General features: G+C 44.3%; 16 protein-coding genes and 3 pseudogenes. 4 read left to right on the forward strand and 15 right to left on the reverse strand.

Annotation, left to right across the window (positions count from 1 at the left end; genetic code table 11):
- Positions 1 to 302 precede the first annotated feature (302 nt).
- Entirely contained in the window at positions 303 to 776 is a 474-nt protein-coding gene (locus tag VM932_RS07205; RefSeq protein ID WP_326278114.1) for a hypothetical protein, read from the reverse strand.
- A 58-nt stretch (positions 777 to 834) separates the two neighbouring features.
- Between VM932_RS07205 and VM932_RS07210 the strand changes: the two genes are divergently transcribed.
- The 4 genes from VM932_RS07210 (at position 835) to VM932_RS16745 (ending at position 2942) form a co-directional block, all read left to right on the forward strand.
- Entirely contained in the window at positions 835 to 1560 is a 726-nt protein-coding gene (locus VM932_RS07210; RefSeq protein ID WP_326278115.1) for a superoxide dismutase, read from the forward strand.
- Positions 1561 to 1674: 114 nt separating this feature from the next.
- Entirely contained in the window at positions 1675 to 2256 is a 582-nt protein-coding gene (locus VM932_RS07215; protein WP_326278116.1) for a VOC family protein, read from the forward strand.
- A gap of 307 nt (positions 2257 to 2563) precedes the next feature.
- Positions 2564 to 2716 carry a hypothetical protein gene (locus tag VM932_RS07220; protein WP_326278117.1) on the forward strand — a complete coding sequence of 51 codons (153 nt, stop codon included), beginning with the start codon at positions 2564 to 2566 and terminating at the stop codon, positions 2714 to 2716.
- An 82-nt stretch (positions 2717 to 2798) separates the two neighbouring features.
- Positions 2799 to 2942 (forward strand): recombinase family protein, encoded by a 144-nt coding sequence (locus tag VM932_RS16745; protein WP_428979825.1) that lies wholly within the window; start codon positions 2799 to 2801, stop codon positions 2940 to 2942.
- Here VM932_RS16745 and VM932_RS07225 read toward each other — a convergent pair.
- The 14 genes and pseudogenes from VM932_RS07225 to merTP all read right to left on the reverse strand — a co-directional run.
- Positions 2937 to 3611 (reverse strand): bifunctional 4-hydroxy-2-oxoglutarate aldolase/2-dehydro-3-deoxy-phosphogluconate aldolase, encoded by a 675-nt coding sequence (locus VM932_RS07225; RefSeq protein WP_326278133.1) that lies wholly within the window; start codon positions 3609 to 3611, stop codon positions 2937 to 2939. The genes VM932_RS16745 and VM932_RS07225 overlap by 6 nt on opposite strands.
- A gap of 75 nt (positions 3612 to 3686) precedes the next feature.
- Complete coding sequence (locus tag VM932_RS07230) at positions 3687 to 4733, reverse strand: sugar kinase (RefSeq protein ID WP_326278118.1); 1047 nt, start codon at positions 4731 to 4733, stop codon at positions 3687 to 3689.
- 137 nt (positions 4734 to 4870) lie between these two features.
- Complete coding sequence (locus VM932_RS07235) at positions 4871 to 5968, reverse strand: bile acid:sodium symporter family protein (RefSeq protein WP_326278119.1); 1098 nt, start codon at positions 5966 to 5968, stop codon at positions 4871 to 4873.
- Between the two features lie 16 nt (positions 5969 to 5984).
- Entirely contained in the window at positions 5985 to 8258 is a 2274-nt protein-coding gene (locus VM932_RS07240) for an outer membrane protein assembly factor BamB family protein (protein WP_326278120.1), read from the reverse strand.
- 28 nt (positions 8259 to 8286) lie between these two features.
- Complete coding sequence (locus tag VM932_RS07245; protein ID WP_326278121.1) at positions 8287 to 8736, reverse strand: nuclear transport factor 2 family protein; 450 nt, start codon at positions 8734 to 8736, stop codon at positions 8287 to 8289.
- Positions 8737 to 8746: 10 nt separating this feature from the next.
- Entirely contained in the window at positions 8747 to 9688 is a 942-nt protein-coding gene (locus tag VM932_RS07250) for an RraA family protein (RefSeq protein ID WP_326278122.1), read from the reverse strand.
- A gap of 102 nt (positions 9689 to 9790) precedes the next feature.
- Positions 9791 to 11290: a mandelate racemase/muconate lactonizing enzyme family protein gene (locus tag VM932_RS07255; RefSeq protein ID WP_326278123.1), complete on the reverse strand. Its 1500-nt coding sequence runs from the start codon at positions 11288 to 11290 to the stop codon at positions 9791 to 9793.
- A 29-nt stretch (positions 11291 to 11319) separates the two neighbouring features.
- On the reverse strand, positions 11320 to 12849 hold the full coding sequence (locus VM932_RS07260; protein WP_326278124.1) for a SusD/RagB family nutrient-binding outer membrane lipoprotein: 1530 nt from the start codon (positions 12847 to 12849) through the stop codon (positions 11320 to 11322).
- A gap of 10 nt (positions 12850 to 12859) precedes the next feature.
- Positions 12860 to 16219, reverse strand: a complete 3360-nt coding sequence (locus VM932_RS07265; protein ID WP_326278125.1) for a SusC/RagA family TonB-linked outer membrane protein — start codon at positions 16217 to 16219, stop codon at positions 12860 to 12862.
- A 235-nt stretch (positions 16220 to 16454) separates the two neighbouring features.
- Positions 16455 to 17648, reverse strand: coding sequence for a FecR family protein (locus tag VM932_RS07270; RefSeq protein WP_326278126.1), 1194 nt, complete (start codon positions 17646 to 17648; stop codon positions 16455 to 16457).
- Positions 17649 to 17730: 82 nt separating this feature from the next.
- The gene (locus VM932_RS07275; protein ID WP_326278127.1) at positions 17731 to 18273 is read right to left on the reverse strand and encodes an RNA polymerase sigma factor; all 543 of its coding nucleotides are present in this window, start codon (positions 18271 to 18273) and stop codon (positions 17731 to 17733) included.
- A 262-nt stretch (positions 18274 to 18535) separates the two neighbouring features.
- Positions 18536 to 18747 (reverse strand): annotated as a pseudogene (locus VM932_RS07280) (IS982 family transposase); the annotation flags it as partial.
- Between the two features lie 24 nt (positions 18748 to 18771).
- A pseudogene (locus VM932_RS07285) lies at positions 18772 to 18975 on the reverse strand (GDCCVxC domain-containing (seleno)protein).
- Positions 18975 to 19433, reverse strand: a pseudogene (merTP, locus tag VM932_RS07290) (mercuric transport protein MerTP); the annotation flags it as partial. The pseudogenes VM932_RS07285 and merTP, both read right to left, overlap by 1 nt.
- Positions 19434 to 19573: the final 140 nt, after the last annotated feature.

Raw genomic sequence — 19573 nt, forward strand, 5'->3', positions numbered from 1 at the left:
CTGAGACTCCCTCGTTTAAAAAGCGCTCCTTCAAAAGCAACATAATGCACTGCCCCCATAATCGATACCTCCCATAACCAAAGCCAAAACATTTCGAAAAACGAATATCCCATCAAAAATCTCCGGTTTATAGGCACCGGAGCGGCCCTTTATGGCCTTTAGACCATCTCACAAACGGTTTCAAAGAGTTGTTTATCGAAACGTTTCTGATGTGAAAAACTTCGTCTCAAACTACAGTGCAATACCGCATTAAAGGCATTGTAGCCCAATCAGAGGTTGGGAGTAGTACCCAATAGTACGGCCTAACGAGCTAGGATCTCGATGACCTCACGGGCCCTTTTGGAGGGATTATCATTGGTATCACTGCACTCATAGCAAAAGAGCTTGGTCTGATCGAGCACCTTCTTAAAGGCCTTAGTGTCCAATAGTTTCGCCGAGATTATCTGGTGGTACCTATCGGAGATCGTATAGAATTCATTGTCCATGAATTTACGGAACAATCCTTCCAACTCGGGCATAATCAGGTTCACACTGTTCTTATGGTGCTTGATGGAAAAACCGATCTCCGTTTGGGCCACATACAGTCCTTTGGAGTACACCCTGCGACCGTAACGCCACTCCGTACAATCGCACATTCGCCAGTTCTCACGATCAACTACAACAATTATTTTCACTAAATTGCCTTTGCCACTGTTCCTAACTGTGCATATAGCGAATGTGCGTTTAATGGCTGCCCTAGCTTTTGCCCCGCTGTGCAGGACAACGCTACTCGCCATATCCGCGTGGCCGTTTACAGTAATGTAGAAAACGAGTTAAACTAAAAGTAACAAAATTATGGACAGAAAAGAATTTTTAAAAAACTCGGCAATTTTAGGTGGAGCGACAATCCTACCGATCAACAACGTTTTTTCACAAAATGTGACAGAAAATGGTATTGACAAATTAGTGGACAATAATGGGAATTTCATTCAAAAATCACTTCCATACAATAAAACTTTTTTGGAGCCATATATGGACGAGGAAACACTTCATTTGCACTTTGAATTTCATCACGGTGGAGCAGTTAAAGGAGCAAACAAAGATTTGATTAAAATTAAGGAACACCTAAAATCGGGCGATTTAGACCAAGTGGATTTGTGGACACGAAAGTTAGCTTACCATTTTTCAAGCCACGTACTTCATTCTATTTTTTGGACGAACTTAACAAATAAAAAAACTGAACCCAAGACCGAACTTTTAAAACAGATAGAAAAGGACTTTGGCTCATTTGATAGGTTAAAAAGTTACATCGGAAAAATATCAAAAACTGTAGAAGGTAGCGGTTGGGGAATTTTGGGCTACCAACCTTATTCGGACAGCTTGACATTGCTACAGTGCGAAAACCATCAAAAATTAACACAATGGGGCGTTATTCCGATTTTGGTGATTGATGTTTGGGAACACGCCTATTATTTGAAGTACAAAAATAAAAGAGCTGAATTTGTTGATACCGTTCTTGAAATTATCAATTGGGATAATGTAGCTGAACGATTTATGACAGCAAAACGACTTACAAAATAAACACTACTGCCAACAATGGTCCGTTCCTCCATAAGCAGACACGTGCACAAGCCCTTGAATAGCGGAAACTATGCTTTGCATTAAAAACACAAAACTTGGGCAGAGCCAACCTATTTGGCACAGGATGCCGAAGAGAATTGGGATATAAACAAGTTGGCAGTAATCAAAAAACAAGACGGACAGATGGACATTACAACAAACTATAAGGTACCAAAGGACACCAAAATAGGGCACGTACACTTGAAGGTTTCCAACCTACAGCGCTCACTCGACTTCTACTGCGGACTATTGGGTTTTGAAATTACAACGACCTATGGCACTGACGCCGCCTTCATATCTGCGGGAGGTTATCACCACCACATTGGCTTAAACGTTTGGTATAGCAAGAACGCCCCTCCAGCAGCAAGAAATACGGTCGGACTATTTCATACGGCAATACTGTATCCAACAAGAAAAGACCTAGCAACCATTCTCTATCGCTTACAACAGGCCGACTACCCGTTGACAGGGGCTTCTGATCATGGCGTTTCAGAGGCCTTATATTTAGATGACCCTGACGGCAATGGTGTTGAACTATATTGGGACAAACCGAAAAACCAATGGCCACAAAAATCTGATGGCTCATTGGATATGTATACCAAACCCCTTGACCTTGATGGATTAATGAACGAAATAAATGGGCTACGGCCTATGTAGTGGGTGGCTCCGCCATTACATGACGGCGTGCGCCCCCTCAAAACCACATTGAACATCTGTAAGCTACCCTTCAAACCGAATGTTTCCATGTATGTGGGAAGGGTAAGATTTCCCCTATCCAAAATTAAATACACTTCATGTCCGAAGAATAAAAAAACTGCCCGAAACGCAATTATGGAACACTGCCAATGAGTTAAGGGGCAATATGGATGCCGTCCTTAGTATAAAACTTTCGGTAAACTCAATCAACGACAATCACATCCTACGGGGTTCCCTTTCCGTATATCTCGTAGACCAAAACAATGATATGACCTCCCAGTCATTGGTCGATCAACAAACCACGGTACGCAGAATTCTCAACACTGATAATCAGGAATTCGACGATATCTTTTATGGAATATCCCTTGGAAGTTATATAGAAAGTCTTTTGACAACGGAACAGGCATCGGATGGGGCCTAATACTATTGCCCAATAACTATAGTTCCACCAAAAGAATATTTAAACGGGTAAATTGTCCAGGACCAAGGAAGTATGGAAGAGCTTGGGCGAACTTTTAAAATATGTGAGGGACGGAGACAACATTGTGGTCTGGAAACTAAATCGAATAAGCAGGAGCCTTTCACACTTGACCAAACTAATTAAGTGTAAGGATGTTGAAAACAAGGAAAGGCCATATAATTTATAAACTCCTTCTGATAGCCCCTATGGTCTCCAAAGTGATTTTCACCTTGTTTTCCAACCCGGCATAATCCCCATTGGCCAGTATCTCCTTGGATATGAGCTTGGAGCCCATGCCCACACAGGTCACTCCGGCATTGAACCAAGCTTCCAAATTTTCCCTTTCCGTGCTCACGCCCCCCGTGGGCATAATGCTCGTCCAGGGTTGCGGGCCCTTTATCGCCTTCACAAACCCGGGGCCATAGGTGGCCCCGGGAAAAAGCTTGATGATCTCGCACCCCAGTTCCTCCGCCCTATTGATTTCCGTCAATGATCCACAGCCCGGCGACCAAAGCACCTTGCGCCTATTGCAGACCTTGGCGATATCCTCCCTAAAGGATGGGGTGACAATAAAGTTCGCGCCCATTTGCATGAACAGAGAGGCCGCCGCTGCATCCGTAATGGACCCGACCCCCATGATCATCCCGGGAAGCTCCTTGATTGCATATTTATTGAGTTCCAAGAACACTTCAAAGGCAAAATCCCCCCTTGCCGTGAACTCCATCAACCTGGCGCCGCCCGCGTAACATGCTCTCAGTACCTTTTTCCCCACCTCAACGTCCGAATGATAAAACAAGGGCACCATCCCCGTTTCCTGCATCATTCCCACTACTTCCAATCTTGTATGTCCTGCCATATCCTTATATATCAAAAAGTCATGGAGCCTTATCATGGACCCCATGGGATTAAAAAACTAAACCAACCCGACCATCTATCGGGACACTCTACCGGAGGCATCGCCCCCCATTAATTTTTCCACTTCGTCCACCGTGGCCAGATTGGCATCCCCCTTTATGGTATGCTTTAAACATGAGGCGGCCACGGCAAAGTCCAAAGCGTTCTGGTCGTCCTCGGGATATTTAAGCAGCCCATAGATCAATCCCCCCATAAAGGAGTCCCCGCCACCGACACGGTCCACGATATGCGTAATCTGGTATTCCCTGGAGGTGTACATCGTCTCTCCATCGTAGAGCACGCCGGCCCATGTGTTGTGGGAGGCGGACAAGGAACCCCGTAAGGTGGTAATGACCTTTTTGGCCCTGGGGAACCTTTCCATCATCTGCTTGCATACCGAAAGAAAGGCTTCGGCCTTCACGTGTTCACCTTGCGTGGTGATGTCCAGCCCCTCCGGTTTGATTCCGAAGTGTTTTTCCGCGTCCTCCTCGTTCCCCAGTACGATGTCACAGTACGATGTCAACTCGGACATAACCCCCTCCCGCTTGGTATCGTCACAGTATTTCCAAAGCTTGGCACGATAGTTAAGATCGGTGGATATGGTAACGCCGTTATCACTTGCCACCTTTACGGCCTCCAGACAGGCATCCGCTGCGCCCTGTGATATGGCTGGGGTAATCCCCGTCCAGTGGAACCATTCCACATCCTTGAAGACACTGTCCCAATCGACCATCCCGGGGCCTATCTCGGCCATGGCCGAATGTGCCCGGTCGTAGACCACCTTGCTGCCCCGGCTCACGGCCCCGGTCTCCAAAAAATAGATGCCCAAGCGGTCCCCGCCATAAACGATCTTGTCGGTGCCCACTCCCCGCTTTCTCATTTCCATCAGAGCGCATTCCCCGATATCGTTCTTGGGCAATCGGGTCACAAAGTCAACGGGCACCCCATAGTTGGCCAATGAGACCGCCACATTGGACTCCCCCCCGCCATAGACCACATCAAAACTGTTGGCCTGCGAGAACCTCAGAAACCCCGGAGGGGCCAATCTCAACATAATCTCGCCGAACGTTACTACTTTTTTCATCTCTATCTTTCATTTTAAGGTTTACTTGTCGTTCCCGTTCACTTTCAAAAGGGAAGGACCGGCACGACATATGTCGTGCCCTTCCCGATTGACCAAGCTAATTCAAACGACCTATTATTTTTTTATCACCTTGAACGCTACATATCCCGGGTTTCTTCCACGGGCACGTTCTTGTGCCAGTACGAAGCCAGAATAGATCCTGTAATGTTCATCAACGGCCCGAAGACCGCTGGGGCCAGACCCATGGTGGCTATCTTGCCCAAGGTATTGGCGATACCGGAGGCCAAGCCCCCATTCTGCATGCCCACCTCTATGGAGATCGTCCTGGAATCGCGCTCGTTCATTCCTACCGTCCTGGCAAACCAATAGCCCAATGTATACCCAAAAACGTTGTGCACCAGTACCAGCAACAACAGCAATGCCCCTATGTCCAACAAACTGTCCCTGCCAGCAGCGGTGATCACTATAATAATCAGCCCTATGGCAAACATGGACACCAGAGGCATCACATTGTCCAGCCATTTGGTACGCCCGTGCAGCAAATGGTTGAACAACAGGCCCGCCCCTATGGGAAGGATGATCATCTTGGTTATACTCCACATCATAGAAAGCACATCGATATCAACGAACTGCCCCGCCAATAGCTTCATGAGCAAGGGCGTCACAAAAGGGGCCAACAGCGTCGCAATGGAGGTTATGGTAATGGAAAGTGCCAGGTTCGCCTTGGCCAGATACGCCATGACATTGGATGCCACGCCGCTTGGGGAGCAGCCGATCAGGATGATTCCCGCAGCGATCTCAGGGGCAAACCCGCTCAGATTGGCAAGGCCGTACCCCACTAGTGGCATTATAGCCAATTGTGCAACAACACCCACCAGGACCCCCTTCGGCGATTTGACCACCCCGGCAAAGTCCTTTACGCTCATCGAGGTCCCCATGCCGAACATGATGATCTGTATCAAGGGGATGATCAGGCCAGTCAGTTTAAATTCGCCGACCTGCACAAAGTACTGGGGCCAATATAATGAAAGGGAGACCCCCGCAAAGATCAGCACTGCGAACACATAGTCCCTCAACGATTTGTAACCGCTGAAGCCCAGGGCCAACAGTACAAAGAACAGTACTATGGGCATACCTGCACCGGACAGTTCGCCCATAAGGGCCATAGCACTAAAAATCAATAGCGACAAAACTGCAAGGCCCAAGCTTATCTTATATATTATCGGTTTTTTCAAAATGTTTTTTTTATGGTTAATTAATTTTTTGTGGCTTGTTTTTTAGAGCAAACGCTATATAATACCCTCCTGGTTTTTGCCCCCTTCCCCCACCGGCAGCGATAACCACATATTGTCTGTTGTCCGCTTCATAGGTGATGGGTGTGGCAAAGCCACCGGCGGGCAATTGGTATTCCCAGACCACCTTCCCTGTCCTTTTATCGAATGCCCTGATTTTCTCATCCTTTGTTCCTGCAATAAAAACGAGCCCACTGGCGGTTACTATGGGGCCTCCATAGCTTTCCGTTCCGGTTATCGGAATGCCCTGCTCCGTCAACTCAGGGTACTCTCCCAAAGGAACCCTCCAAAGGTACTCCCCGGTATTCAGGTCAATGGCATTCAGTGTTCCCCATGGTGGTTTGATTCCGGGGTAACCGTTTTGATCCTTTAGTTTTTTCCAAACTTTTGGAACATAACGTGGTTCATAGCCAAAGGCAGGCTCTTCTATATTTTCTTCCGCTTCGCTTGTATTGGGGACATTTGCCGTCCCGGGATGCATTCCCATAGGCAAATCCAATAGAAAAGCTGTAACGGCTTTTCTATTTTTTTTGGAAATGTGGCGAAAGGCCGGCATACGACCCATACCGGATTCAAGAATAGATTCAATGTCCTGTGAAGCCAACCTATCCCCAATGTTGACCAAACTTGGAAACTCTGCGGTCCCTTTTTTATCGCTTCCGTGGCACATGGCACAATTTATCCTATAGATATCGGCACCGGTCCGTACACTTTGCATTTCATTGTCCCTGGACTCCACATCCTCCATTTCCAATATCCAAGGATCGTTATTGGAGTTTTGATAGAGGATCCCTTCCAGGTCCGTTGCATTCCCTCCCCATTCCGCTCCACCACTATATCCGAACATCAGCGTACCGCTTTCACTGGGCAAACTGAACTTATGCCCGATTTGATATTTATCGACTATCCCTTTAACGTACGCACGGGATTCCGGTGATAGGTCGGTTATCATATCTTCCCTGAAAAATTGATGTGACAATGGTTCTGGTTTTATCGGAAAAATTTGGGAAGGGTACGGTTGTTCTCCCGGAAGACCATCCAAAATAGGGACTTTTCGCTCTTCGATTGGAAAAACGGACGTGCCATTTTCCCTGTCCAAAACGTAAACCAACCCATCTTTTCCAGCCTGTACCACGACATCCCTCTTTTCCCCTTCCACAGTGATGGTGGTAAGGTTTGGCGCGCATGGGAGATCTCTGTCCCAAAGGTCGTGCCGTACGGTCTGAAAATACCATTCCAGTTTGCCCGTTTTTGCATCCAAGGCCACCACACTGTTGGCGAACAGGTTTTTTCCCTTACGATTGCCACCATAAAAATCCGAGGATGGCGATCCGGTACCGAAAAATACCATGCCCCTTTCCACATCCAAGGACATGCCGCCCCAACTATTTACGCCTCCATGCTCTTTATATGCATCTTTGGGCCAAGTATCATATCCTTCCTCGCCCGGATGGGGTATGGTATGGAAAACCCATTTTAACTTTCCCGTCACCACATCGAATGCACGAATATTGCCCGGTGCCGCATCCCCTTTCTCGGAAACACTGGAACCAATGATGAATATATCCTTGTAAATTATTCCGGGGCTCGTCGCATTTATACTGACCTTGCCCATATCCAAATCCAAACCATCGTCCAGGCCCTCATGCAAATCCACTCTGCCGTCCTCTCCAAAACTAGGGATTGCATTGCCTGTTTTTGCATTGATCGCATATAGGTAGGTACCCGATGTGTAAATAATCCTACAATCAATGCCCTTTTGCCAATAGGTGACGCCCCTACCTGCACTAATATTGTATTTTCGGGAATCCCGAACCGGTTTAAACCTCCATAGCTCCTCTCCTGTTGTCGCCCTAAGTGCAAACAGTTGCAGTTCCGGCGTTGTACCGTAGAGAATGCCATCCTTCACTATGGGCTGGCATTGTATGGACCTAGGTCTGGACGCTTCAGCTCCCTCGACTTGGTCTCTGGCATCATAAGTCCAGGCTATTTCCAAATCGCCCACATTTTCCATGGTTATCTGTGTCAATGGGGAATATCTTTTTGACGCTCTACTCCCTCCATATACAGGCCAATCTTTTCCTGTCTCTAATGTAGGAGTGAAGCTGTCTAGATACTTTTTGTTGTCATCGACACATCCTCCGACCAATATTGGGACTGTGGCAACGAAAAGGATCAACACCAAAGTTGGTACACTTTGTTCTCCTTTTACAAGGATTCCGGTTTCCTTCATATATTCCCGTGATGATTAAATATCATGATCATAGTTTATATGCTTGACGGGCAAGAAGCGCTACACGCCCGTTGTCATCCAACTTGAAAACCATTACAACTCCTATATGTACCTGGGCCGAAACCCCATTGTTCATGGCATCGGCAGAGAGAACATGCCTCACAATGGCAACATTGCCCGATACATTAACTCTTTGGTCTTTATTTGAAATGGATAAGAATTGGAAAGGTCCGTTTACCACATCATCAATAAATTCTTCCTTATCCTGTATGTTTCCGCTGGAATGTCCATAGGTCAAATCTTGGGATGCTATTGCCGACAAAACCTCAGCATCCCTTTCCATTATAGCGTTATCGAACCGTTCCAGTGCACTCAAGACTATGTCCTTATTGAGCTCGCCCTCTGTCCCAGGGGCCGTACATGAACTAAGGACAATACCTGCCAAAAGGAACAATAGGGTCAAAAACAGCTGCTTCATTTATAAAAAATTAATAGTTGTTTTTCTTTAAATGAGCGTTCAATTCCTTCCTGGTCATAGGTAGTTTGCTGTCTGGATAATTCTTTAGCCAATTCAAGAAATCCGATTTGATCTCGGAGGTCCATTTGGTATCAATCTGCCCTGCGGTATATGTTTTCTCCCGTAATCTTTGAAAACCGAATTCATCCCTCAAAGCCACTACTTCTGAAGAGATCACCAACTCGGCCACATGGTGGGACGGTATAAAGATGGTCCCGTGCCTATTGGCCAAAACCACATCCCCTGGCAGTACGGTGGCCCTTCCGATCCGAATGGGGGCATTGATCGAGGTCAGCATTTGTTCTTGCAGATACGAGGGATCCTCGTCACGGTACCATCCATTGAACCCTTCGATCTCTAACAATCCACCCAAATCCCTGACACCTCCGTCGAAAACCACCCCATTTTGGGAATTGGCGTATATGGCGTTCCCTAAATTGGAACCGATCAATGTTCCGTCAATGATCCTTCCGTAACCGTCCGCCACATACACATCTCCCTTGACCAACATTTCAATGGGCCAGGAATTGCTTCCTCCTATGGTATCCCTTTTTTCTTTGGCACCCTGTAACTTCACGTATTGGTTTAGGTCTGGCCTAAGTGGCATATATTGCGCCGTTACAACGCGACCGGTCATCACCCCTTCGGGATGAATGATCTTCCATCCGCCTTCATACTGGTTGTTATATCCTTTGCCTCTCAGATAGCCCCAGGCCTCTTCGATCCTTATTTTTTTCAATCGCTCCAATAGTGCATCGGAAACCCTAGGCCTACCGTCCTTAAAGCGCTCCCCTTCCCATTCTTTTGTAAGTGCCTTTATATATTCTGGCGATGAACCGACCTTTTGGGCGTTCATGCCCCATTGGCCGATCAAACAAACAAGCAACACTAAAAATATTCTAGATTTTTTCATTTTTTAAAAATTCCGTATTGATTCAACAAATATTCAATGGAAGCCCATGATGATATAAAACCTATCACGGGCTTGCCTAACTAAACAATTCAACTACAAATACTAACTATAAGTCCTATCATGGGATCTCAGTTCATCCCATTCCTTTGTCGATTTAAAGAAGCTCTTATCGCTTGGGTGCAAGTGGTCTTTGACCACTTCCTCATTCAACTCAATCCCCAATCCAGGTGCCGTAAGGGGTACGGTCGCAAAACCTTTATCGATCATCTTAAAGCCTCCGACTGTTGTTACCAAGTCTTCCCACCAAGGCACATCCACTGAGTGGTGCTCCAAGGCCAAGAAATTTTGTGTTGCAGCCGCACAATGCACATTGGCCATAAAGGATACGGGAGTACCGGCTTGGTGCATGGCCATGCCTATTCCAAATTCCTCTGCATAATCGCCTATCCGCTTGGTTTCCAGCAATCCCCCGGAAGAAGCCAGGTCCGGATGTACGATATCCACTGACCTGTTATGTATGATGGGCTTGAAGTTTTCCAAGAAATGGATATCCTCTCCCGTTGTGGTCGGTGTTTCCAATGCTTCGGAAATAGTTCTCCACTGTTCGGTATACTGCCATGGCACCATATCTTCCAACCATGCCAACCTATATTTGTCCAATGCTTTTCCCAGTCGGATTCCATTGTTCATGTCAAAGTGTCCATAGTGATCGGTGGATATTGGAATTTCCCAACCTACCATTTCCCTTACATCTGCAACACGCTGGGCCAACATATCGAGTCCTTTCTCGGTAATCTGGATCTGTGTGAAAGGATGCTCGGTGTTCCCATAGGACATATAGTTCCTTCGGTCCCCCCATTGTGCCAAACGTCCTTCCTTGTTTCTCCAGAACTTATCGTTTACCAAGGTTCCCGAATTTGGGGGCAAGGAAGAAATGGCCACATCCATCTTTAACCAAGTGTAACCTTGGTCATTCATTCTATAGTCAATGAGTTTTTTCTGCTCGGCCGCCGTATCGGCTTGGGGCGTATCGGCATACAACCTCACCCTATCCCTATATCTTCCTCCCAACAATTGCCATGCGGGCACATTATATGCTTTTCCACAAAGGTCCCATAAGGCCATTTCCACGGCACAAACACCACCGGCCTGCCTAGCAGGCCCTCCGAATTGCTTTATGCTCTTGAATATTTTTTCAACATTGCAAGGATTCTTCCCCAATATTCTACTCTTAAGGAACAATGCGTAGCGAACATCGGCGGCATCCCTTACCTCTCCCAATCCATAAATACCTTGGTTGGTCTCTATTTTTATGATGGCGGTACCTCCCATTACATTGGTCAGAACATATCGCATATCGGTAATCTTTAGCTCAGAGGGAGCAGAGGCCCTGTTCACTTTTGATGTCGTCTGGGCCACGGTATCCTCAATGCCAAGCCCCATCATTCCTGTCATCGCAATCCCTCCAAGAGCGGTTTTCTTCAAAAAATCCCGTCTGGCATCCGGTGTTTTTGGATTATTGATTTCGGCCTCCCTGGCCGATTTATAGGCACTTTCCTCCTTTTTATTTTTGGCTATGATTTCTTTTAATACTGATTTCATTTTTTATGGATTTGATTTGTTTGATTAATTTACTCTCGGTCCCACCACACACGGGTGTCTAGATTATCAGGCCCCATTCTGGATATGGCCTCGTTCAGATTCTCCCCATTTACTGCTATTTCCGCATTTGGATATGTCAATCTTCTGATAAAGTCACCGGTTATATCCTGTCCCGGATATGAATTCGGGGACAGGTTGGGATACCCTGATCTTCTAAAATTGGCAAATGCCTCCGGTCCATTTAAAAAGGAGGAAACCCAGTACTGGGTATTGATCAACTCTAGGTTATTGCTCCCATCCAAAGGGTTCGCAGCTATGTAGGCATCGACATCCGAGGCTTCTATTGTGGCATCACTGCCATAAGAGGCCATCTGTTCCATATGGGCCCTCATACCTTCTTCATAAAAAGTCCCGGCATCACCTGTGATCCAACCTCTTTCGGCAGCTTCGGCCAACAATAATTGCGTTTGTGAATGGGTCAATAAAAATACCGGGGAGCTGATTGTAACGATTCTGTCCCTATCCACTTGACTGAATGCATAAAAGCTCTCCAGTCCCATATCCGAGACGACTTGCTCGATGCTCACATTATCATACCCAATGGGCATTCCTATTTGATCTTCAGCATTGGTGGACGCATTGTCCTCGGTCTGTTCCGCACCTGAAGCGGCACCAATATATCTAACTGCAATGGATTCCAATCTCGGGTCGTTATGTGAGGCCAAATAATCCACAAAGTACTCCGTTAAATAAAAATTATTGGCCTCGGAACCGTTGAGATACCCCCCTATGGGGCTTGTAAAGTTATTATCGTGCCTAACCACAAAATTATCTTCATTGGACTCCAGCACACCTCCATCATAGGCGTACTGAACGGTTTCTTGGGCCAATTGTGGGTTCACTTTCACCATTCTCATTCCGATACGAAGGAGGAGTGAATTCCCTAATTTCCTCCATTGGTCCAAATTACCTGCATATAGTACCTCACCGCCTTCATCGGTCGCTGATGCTGTAAAACCTTCAACGGCTCCTTTCAATTGCTCGATCAAGTCTAGGTATATGTCCTCCTGTGCATCATATTTTGGCAAAACAATTTGATCCGAATACCCCTTTCCTGCTTCAGAATAAGGGATATCCCCATAGGTATCCGTCAATACCATAAAGGCATAGGACTGGACAATCTTGGCCATATTCAAAAGGTTGCTTCGTTCCGGCCTATCCGATAATTGGTCGATCAGGTCCCCTGTATGCTTTATAACGGACTCGTAGTAGTCGTTCCATTGCATTTCGGTTGCCCCGCGGTTGTCCTGGTTATAGTTTGCCCCGCTCAAAATACCAGAATTCGGGGTTATCAATTGTTGCACTATCCCCATATCGTAAACTACCTGTCCGTTGGAGAACGATAATCCGATAATGGCGTTGTTCAACAAAAATGTTGGGTCTATACTCTCACTGGTAGGATCCACTGTATTGGTGTTTATCTCATCAAAGTCTTGTTCACACCCAATAAAGAGGAAAACCACCATCATTAATGCTATAATTTTCTTATTGCTTTTCATAATTCTTCTCTTAAAATTTTAGGTTTAGATTGAAGCCCATGCTCCTAGTGGTGGGCACACCAGTTGATTCCAACCCGGAAACATTGTCCGAACTATAGCTGAACGAATCCGGGTCTATGTTATCAACCCATTTTTTGATCAGAAATACATTGTTGGCCACCAAACTCAATGTGGCTCCTTTCAATACCGAATCATCGGGGATAAACTTTCTAAAATTGTACCCGAGGGTAATTTGTCTCAGTTTCCAATACCCTCCATCGTAAATAATGGGTTCAATAATTTGTGATGACCTTACTACTTCCCAATACCTTTGGGATTCCGTGGCCACTGTATTAGGTTCTCCCTGCAGGTTAACACCGTCGCCCACCACACCGGTTTCACGTCCGGGAAGTGTCATTTTGTGCAACCCGTGCCTTACTGCATTAAAGTTCGTACCTGAAATTATCTTGTTGCCCAACTTAAAATCAATTAAGAATGAAAAATTGAAGTCTTTATACCTAAAGGCATTGGTGATTCCACCGACCCATTTTGGCAGAGCACTTCCAAAGTATTGGATTTCATCAGTTCTAAGTGCCCTTCCATCATCGCCAAAAACTTGTCGGCCTTGTTCATCCCTCATAAATCCAAAACCGGCCAATTGACCTATTTCTTTGCCGGTTACTTGATATAGGAACCCATTGAAAATATGATTACCGACCAATATGGACTCTCCTGGTGTATCGGTCAACAAGCTGATTACCTTTGTTTTGTTGTAAGAGGCGTTCAAGTTAAGGTCCCATCTAAAGTCCTTGTTCTTTATCGGGACAATATTGAGCATGGCCTCTACACCATCGCTCCTACTCTCGCCGCTATTGATCAAAGTGCTCACAAAACCTGATGTATTGGAGATTTGTGCCGGTACAATCTGATCTATCGTGGTCTTACGATATACTGCCATGTCCAGTCCCAACCGGTTATCAAAAAATCTAACGTCCAGACCAAATTCCATCTCCTTGGTCCGCATAGGTCGCAGATCGGGATTGGGCAAAGTGCTGGTATTTGCGCCTGCCACTGGTTGCGCATTCCCATCCATATTGGGAAAGAAATTAGAGTCAATATCGTAGAACAATGCATCGGAGTAAGGGGGCACATCCGTATCGCTCCCCACTTCTGCATAAGCCACTCGAAGTTTGGCGAAAGTGAGCCAATCTGGTTGTTCTTCGAATACATTGGATACAATATAGCTTGCGGATAGGGATGGATAAAGTATGCTCCTATTCGCTGGAGCGAGAGTGGAAAACCAATCATTCCTCAATGTTGCACTCAGGAAATAGGTATCTTTATACGATAGGTCCAGCGCACCGTACAAAGAATTTACTGCGCGTTCCGATAAACTATAAACAGGGTCTTTGATACGACCATTCTGAACGGTATAAAGGTCTCGTATCACAAAATCCGATACATCTACCCTGTTCAGATCCAAGGTACGCTTCATCTTGTTGCCCCCCATATTCAGACCTACTGAAAAATTTTCAGAAATATCTTTATTTATGGAAATCAGGAAATCTATATTGGTCTCCCTAAACCTTCTAGACTCTTGCGTAAAGGTCCCGTTCACGAAACCATCCGGAGCTGGCCCTCTTGAAGCCTGTCCCGTTGGGAAACCGTTATATTCCTGGAACCGGGACCAATAATCTTGGCCTCCCCGGATTTGGGCGCTCAACCAGGGTAATACATCATATTTTAGGGATATATTTCCAAAAACTCGGTCTCTTTTTATAGTATTGAACTGCTCTGAGAGTGTAAAGTATGGATTTGTCCTGTTCCTAAACCTTGAATAGACATATTCATTGCCATTCTCATCAAACTTATTGGCATCCAAGACGTCCAAAGGCATGGAATTGGCCATATTGAACAGTGATACGGGAATCGTATTGTCCTGTTGCCCCACATTCGGTGGATTGGTATTCCTTTCATTGGAGTAGTTCACGTGGGCCTCAAAGCTCAATTTATCGGATAGATCATAGGTAGTGCCCAAGTTGATCGTACTCCTATCAAATTCATTGTTGGGAGTAATACCCTCGCTGTTCAGGTCTGATAAAGAAACATTAAACCCTCCTTTTTCATTCCCGCCCGCAAAAGAAACCGAATGGGTAACATCCAAACCATTCCTGTAGAACTTTTTGACCCTATCGCGTACAGGTACATATGGCACCTCGATTCCATCAAAGAGCACTTGTGTCATTTCTGGTTCAAAACGTTCACCGAAGGACCATTGTCCTGATGTTGGATTGGCAGATGTAGGCCTGATTCCATTTTCACCCTGGCCATATTCGTATTGATAGTCGGTGAAATCCAGAGGGGTATGATTCGTTACGTTCACGTTGTAGGTAATTCCAAGTCCATCGCCATAGCCACGGCTCTTGGTCGTTATCATGATCACACCATCTTTGGCCCTGGAACCATAAAGTGCAGCCCCTGTGGCTCCTTTCAATATGGTCATACTTTCAATATCATCTGGATTGATACTGGAAAATCCATCTCCTCCATCAGAAAAAACACCTCCGCTATTGGTTCCAACTTCATTGCTGGCACTTCCAGGGCTGGTACCAAAGCTTGTATTGTCAATAGGCACACCGTTTACCACTATTAAGGGATTATTGGTTCCGGAAATCGACGACTGTCCACGAATCCTAACTTTTGATGAACCCCCAGGTCCAGTGCTCAAGGAAGAAATATTGACACCGGCCACTTTACCTTGTAAGGTGTTCATGAAATTGCTCGACCTGTTGACATTTACCTCTTCTGCATCCACTTGGGCTACGGAGTATCCCAGTTTTTTTGTCTCTTGTTTGATTCCCAAAGCAGTAACTACTACCTCATTAAGGTTTTGGGTATCTTCCTGTAGTGTTATGTTGAGTTGTCTTGCCCCATCCACAGGAATTTCTTGTCTTGCAAAACCTATGGAGCTCACAATCAATATTGGGTTCGTTCCTCTAACGGTTATCTCATATACACCATCGAAATCGGCCGCAACACCATTGGTCGTGCCCTTCTCGATAACTGAGGCTCCCGGAATTGGAACTCCGTTCGAATCTGTTATAGTACCGGTGATTGTAGCTTGTGGAATTACCCTGAGGGTATTCGCAAGTCCATTTGGCGCACCTTGCATGCCCTTTGGCCTAGGCTTTAACACAATTTGTTTCTTATTGAACAAGTAAGTAATGCTGGTGCCTTTGAACAGCTCATCTAAAATGGCCGTAATCGACAATTGCTCTGCCTTAATGGAAACCCTTCTCTTGGTGTCTATTTTTTTATTGTCGTAAAAAAATTTGAATTCTGTTGCAGATTCAATTTCCTCGAACACTTGCTCGATCGCTACATTTTCCATTACCAATGTAAGTTTGGCTTTCTGGGAGTAGGAGTTTGCATGTGTCGAAAAAAAGGAAACTATCAAAAAAAAGACGGTTAGTTTCACGGTCAGCGACAGGTTGATTGGTAGACAAGGCACAGTGTCCTTGATATTATTTTTCATACCTTTGTAATGTTTTTAGTTAACTTAATTTTTAAGTTGATGAACTCTATCGGGAATATGTTGCAGCATTTCCCGATTTTTTTATGTGCATTTATTTCATAGGCTTAATTGTTTTTTGAGGTTGTTTTGATATGGTTATTTGATTTTCCTTTATTTCGTATTCAAACTTTGTTTCTGACGCAAATGTGCTCAAGACCTCATCAATGGTCTCTACATCAAATGTTGCCGTGAACAAGCGCTCATTTAGATTATCATTTTGATTGGAGATACTAACGTTGTAATGTCGTTCCAGCCTTTTGATGATATCCCTAAACCTCATTCCCTTAAACACCAGTTTTCCATCCATCCAACTGGTATAGATGTCCGTATCCACTTTTTTGGTACTGGCAGCTACCATTTTTTTGTCCCAATAGGCAATATGCCCAGGTTGAAGAATCAATGAGTCCCCTTTTTTTATTTCAGATGGATTGGGATTAAGCCTCACCGAGCCTTCAACCAAAACGGTATTAATACTATCTTCTTCTGGATAGGCATAGACATTGAACTTTGTTCCCAAAACTTCTACATCCATATTGGCACTCGTAACCACAAATGGATGTTTTTTATCCTTTGATACCTCAAAAAAAGCTTCACCCTCCAAAAAGACCTGTCTTTTCTTTCCAGGTAAAAATGTAACAGGGTAACGCAGGGATGACCCTGAATTTAAATAGATGTGGGTGCTGTCGGATAAAACAACGTCAAAACGCTCTCCATTGGAAACCCATAATGTATTGTATATCAATTCATCCTTTGGATTTTCCCCTAAGTAACTTAACTGATGTCCCTCTTTCTCTCCAAATTTGTTCCCTGCCTTATCTACCAATTCTTGCTTGCCTGTTGGCGAAAGCGCTATCTCCTCACCACTATCAAGAACTATTACAACACCATCTTTATCAGTTATTGGAACCTCTGTAATTTCGTTTAGATCATTGTTTCCCCCCCAATAAAAATATCCAGCTATCAAAGCAATTATAAGAATGGCCGCATATTTATAGGTGGATTTGACTATATGAATCACTCTGTTCCTCTTTGTAGAAGTAAATTTTTCGCGAATATTGTTCCATGCACTATCTGCGTCCAGTTGATTCAATTTTGAAATATCTCCGCCCTTCTTATAATAATTCCGGATGCTTTGAAATACAAATTCGTTTTCCTCTGAAGCCGATAACCATTGATTAAATTCCAAGTTTTCGTTTGGGCCAAGTTTAGATGTAAGTTTTTTATAAATAAGTCGTGCGACTTCCATAGGCTTTAAACATTGTGCGATGGCACGTTTACCTATATAATTATCATTTTACAAAAACGGGTAGTGATTTTTTGTTGAAATTTTATTTTTTAACAAAAAAAATGTAGACAATGACAACTATTAAGTTGAACAAATAGGTATCCTTAAGGGTTGTCCTAAGAATTTTATAGGCCTTTTTTAAGTGATATTTAACCGTATTAATGGATATTCCCATAATATCCGCTGTATACTTATACTGCAGACCTTCTATCACACAGAGCTCAAAGACCTTTTTACTTTGATCAGGCAATACATTTAGGGCATTTTGAACTTTAGCTTTATTCTCTTGTTCAATTAATTCTTGCTCGTAAGAATAATCTATCAAGGGAGGGGTTTCATCTAGCTTCCTTATTTTCTGTTTTGTTTTGATTCTCTGTAAACTGGCATTTTTAACAGCCACCTTAATATAAGAAGAGGGATTGGCAATACCCTCAAGTTTATTCCCTGATATAATTTTAACCAATACATCCTGGACCACATCTTGAGCTTCATCCATGTTATGGAGAAATGCAAAAGAATGCACGCACCACTCTTGATAATTTTCCTTGAATAAACTTCTTATCTTATTTTCGGTTGGGGAGTCCATTTTCTATAATTAAACATCAAAGTTTCCGATGCACCCTTATTCAATAGAATATAATATTTGGGTTAAAATTTTATTAAATTATCTTTAAATATATTCATTTATTTTAAGTTTAATAAAATTTGCCGTTTTACTAACATATTTACTTTTAAACATGTGAGATAAGATGTTCTCTGAAAACTAGTTTTTTGTAGCATAAATGTTATTTGTATTTAACCCGCAGTGCATTTTAAACAATACTGATTTTAATATTGTTGATGCTCCTTTAAAATATAAAATGATTGACATACCGTACCATTGTCAATTCCGTCACTTTTGCCAAGACCTTGGTCTTAAACCCTTCAAATGTCTTGGCACAATTTCTTCGTATTAAGAAATGGTCGCAGAGCTATGAGAACAGAGTTTCTATCCGCTTCCTTGATTTTCTGAAGGTGTATGGTGTTCCCTGAACTCTTTTTGGTTGCGTCTCATGGGCGTGATGATACATAATTGGGACAGGAATCAGCAAGAACAGTTGTCCTTTACCGGCGGACATTTTACCGAACCGTAGCTACAGTACACACAGCAGTCGCCCTGCTTCGGCTTTGATACGGTCTTTCAGTTTTTACATTCGTAAAAGAACTGGCAGGCCCCGATCGGCATTTCCTCTTCTTTCTGGTGTCCACAATTGGGGCAGGTGATGGTCGATTGTAGGATAACATCCATTACTCTTCTTCTTTGCCGGTCACGGTATATCCGGTCGCATTGATGGCCTTTTCGATTTCATCAATATCGGTCTTTGAAGTGTTAAATTCGACCTTGGTGTTCCCTTTTTCGTAGGATGCGGTCGATGAGATAATCCCAGGAAGTTTGTTCATCTCATGGTCCATATGTGCCTCACAGCCTGCACAGGTCATACCATCTATGGAAAACTCAACAGTTTGAATATTCGATCTGTCCACCACAATTATTTGTTTTTCAACCTTCGGATAGAAAATACGGGCATATAGGGGAAAGGCAAGCATCAGACCTGCAAAAACCGTTATCAATCCCAAAAATGCTTTGCTTTGGACAAATTTGGGCTTGTCTTCCGTTTCGCAATTGCAATCAATTTCCTTTTTGGGCCTTAGCTTCCGGTACCAGGCAAACCCAAGGGCCAAAACGGTCAGTCCAACAAAATAGGGGTCAATCTCAAAAGTTGTGTGTAAATTGAATTTATAGTTTGAACTTTGTTTTAAAAACTGACTGTATTGGATCCATACATTGACCTACTGAAGGTTCTCCTTCCCGAACTATTGATTACCCATTTCGATATTGCCAAGCA

The organism is Flagellimonas halotolerans (assembly GCF_035818535.1).
Taxonomy (GTDB): Bacteria; Bacteroidota; Bacteroidia; order Flavobacteriales; family Flavobacteriaceae; genus Flagellimonas; species Flagellimonas halotolerans.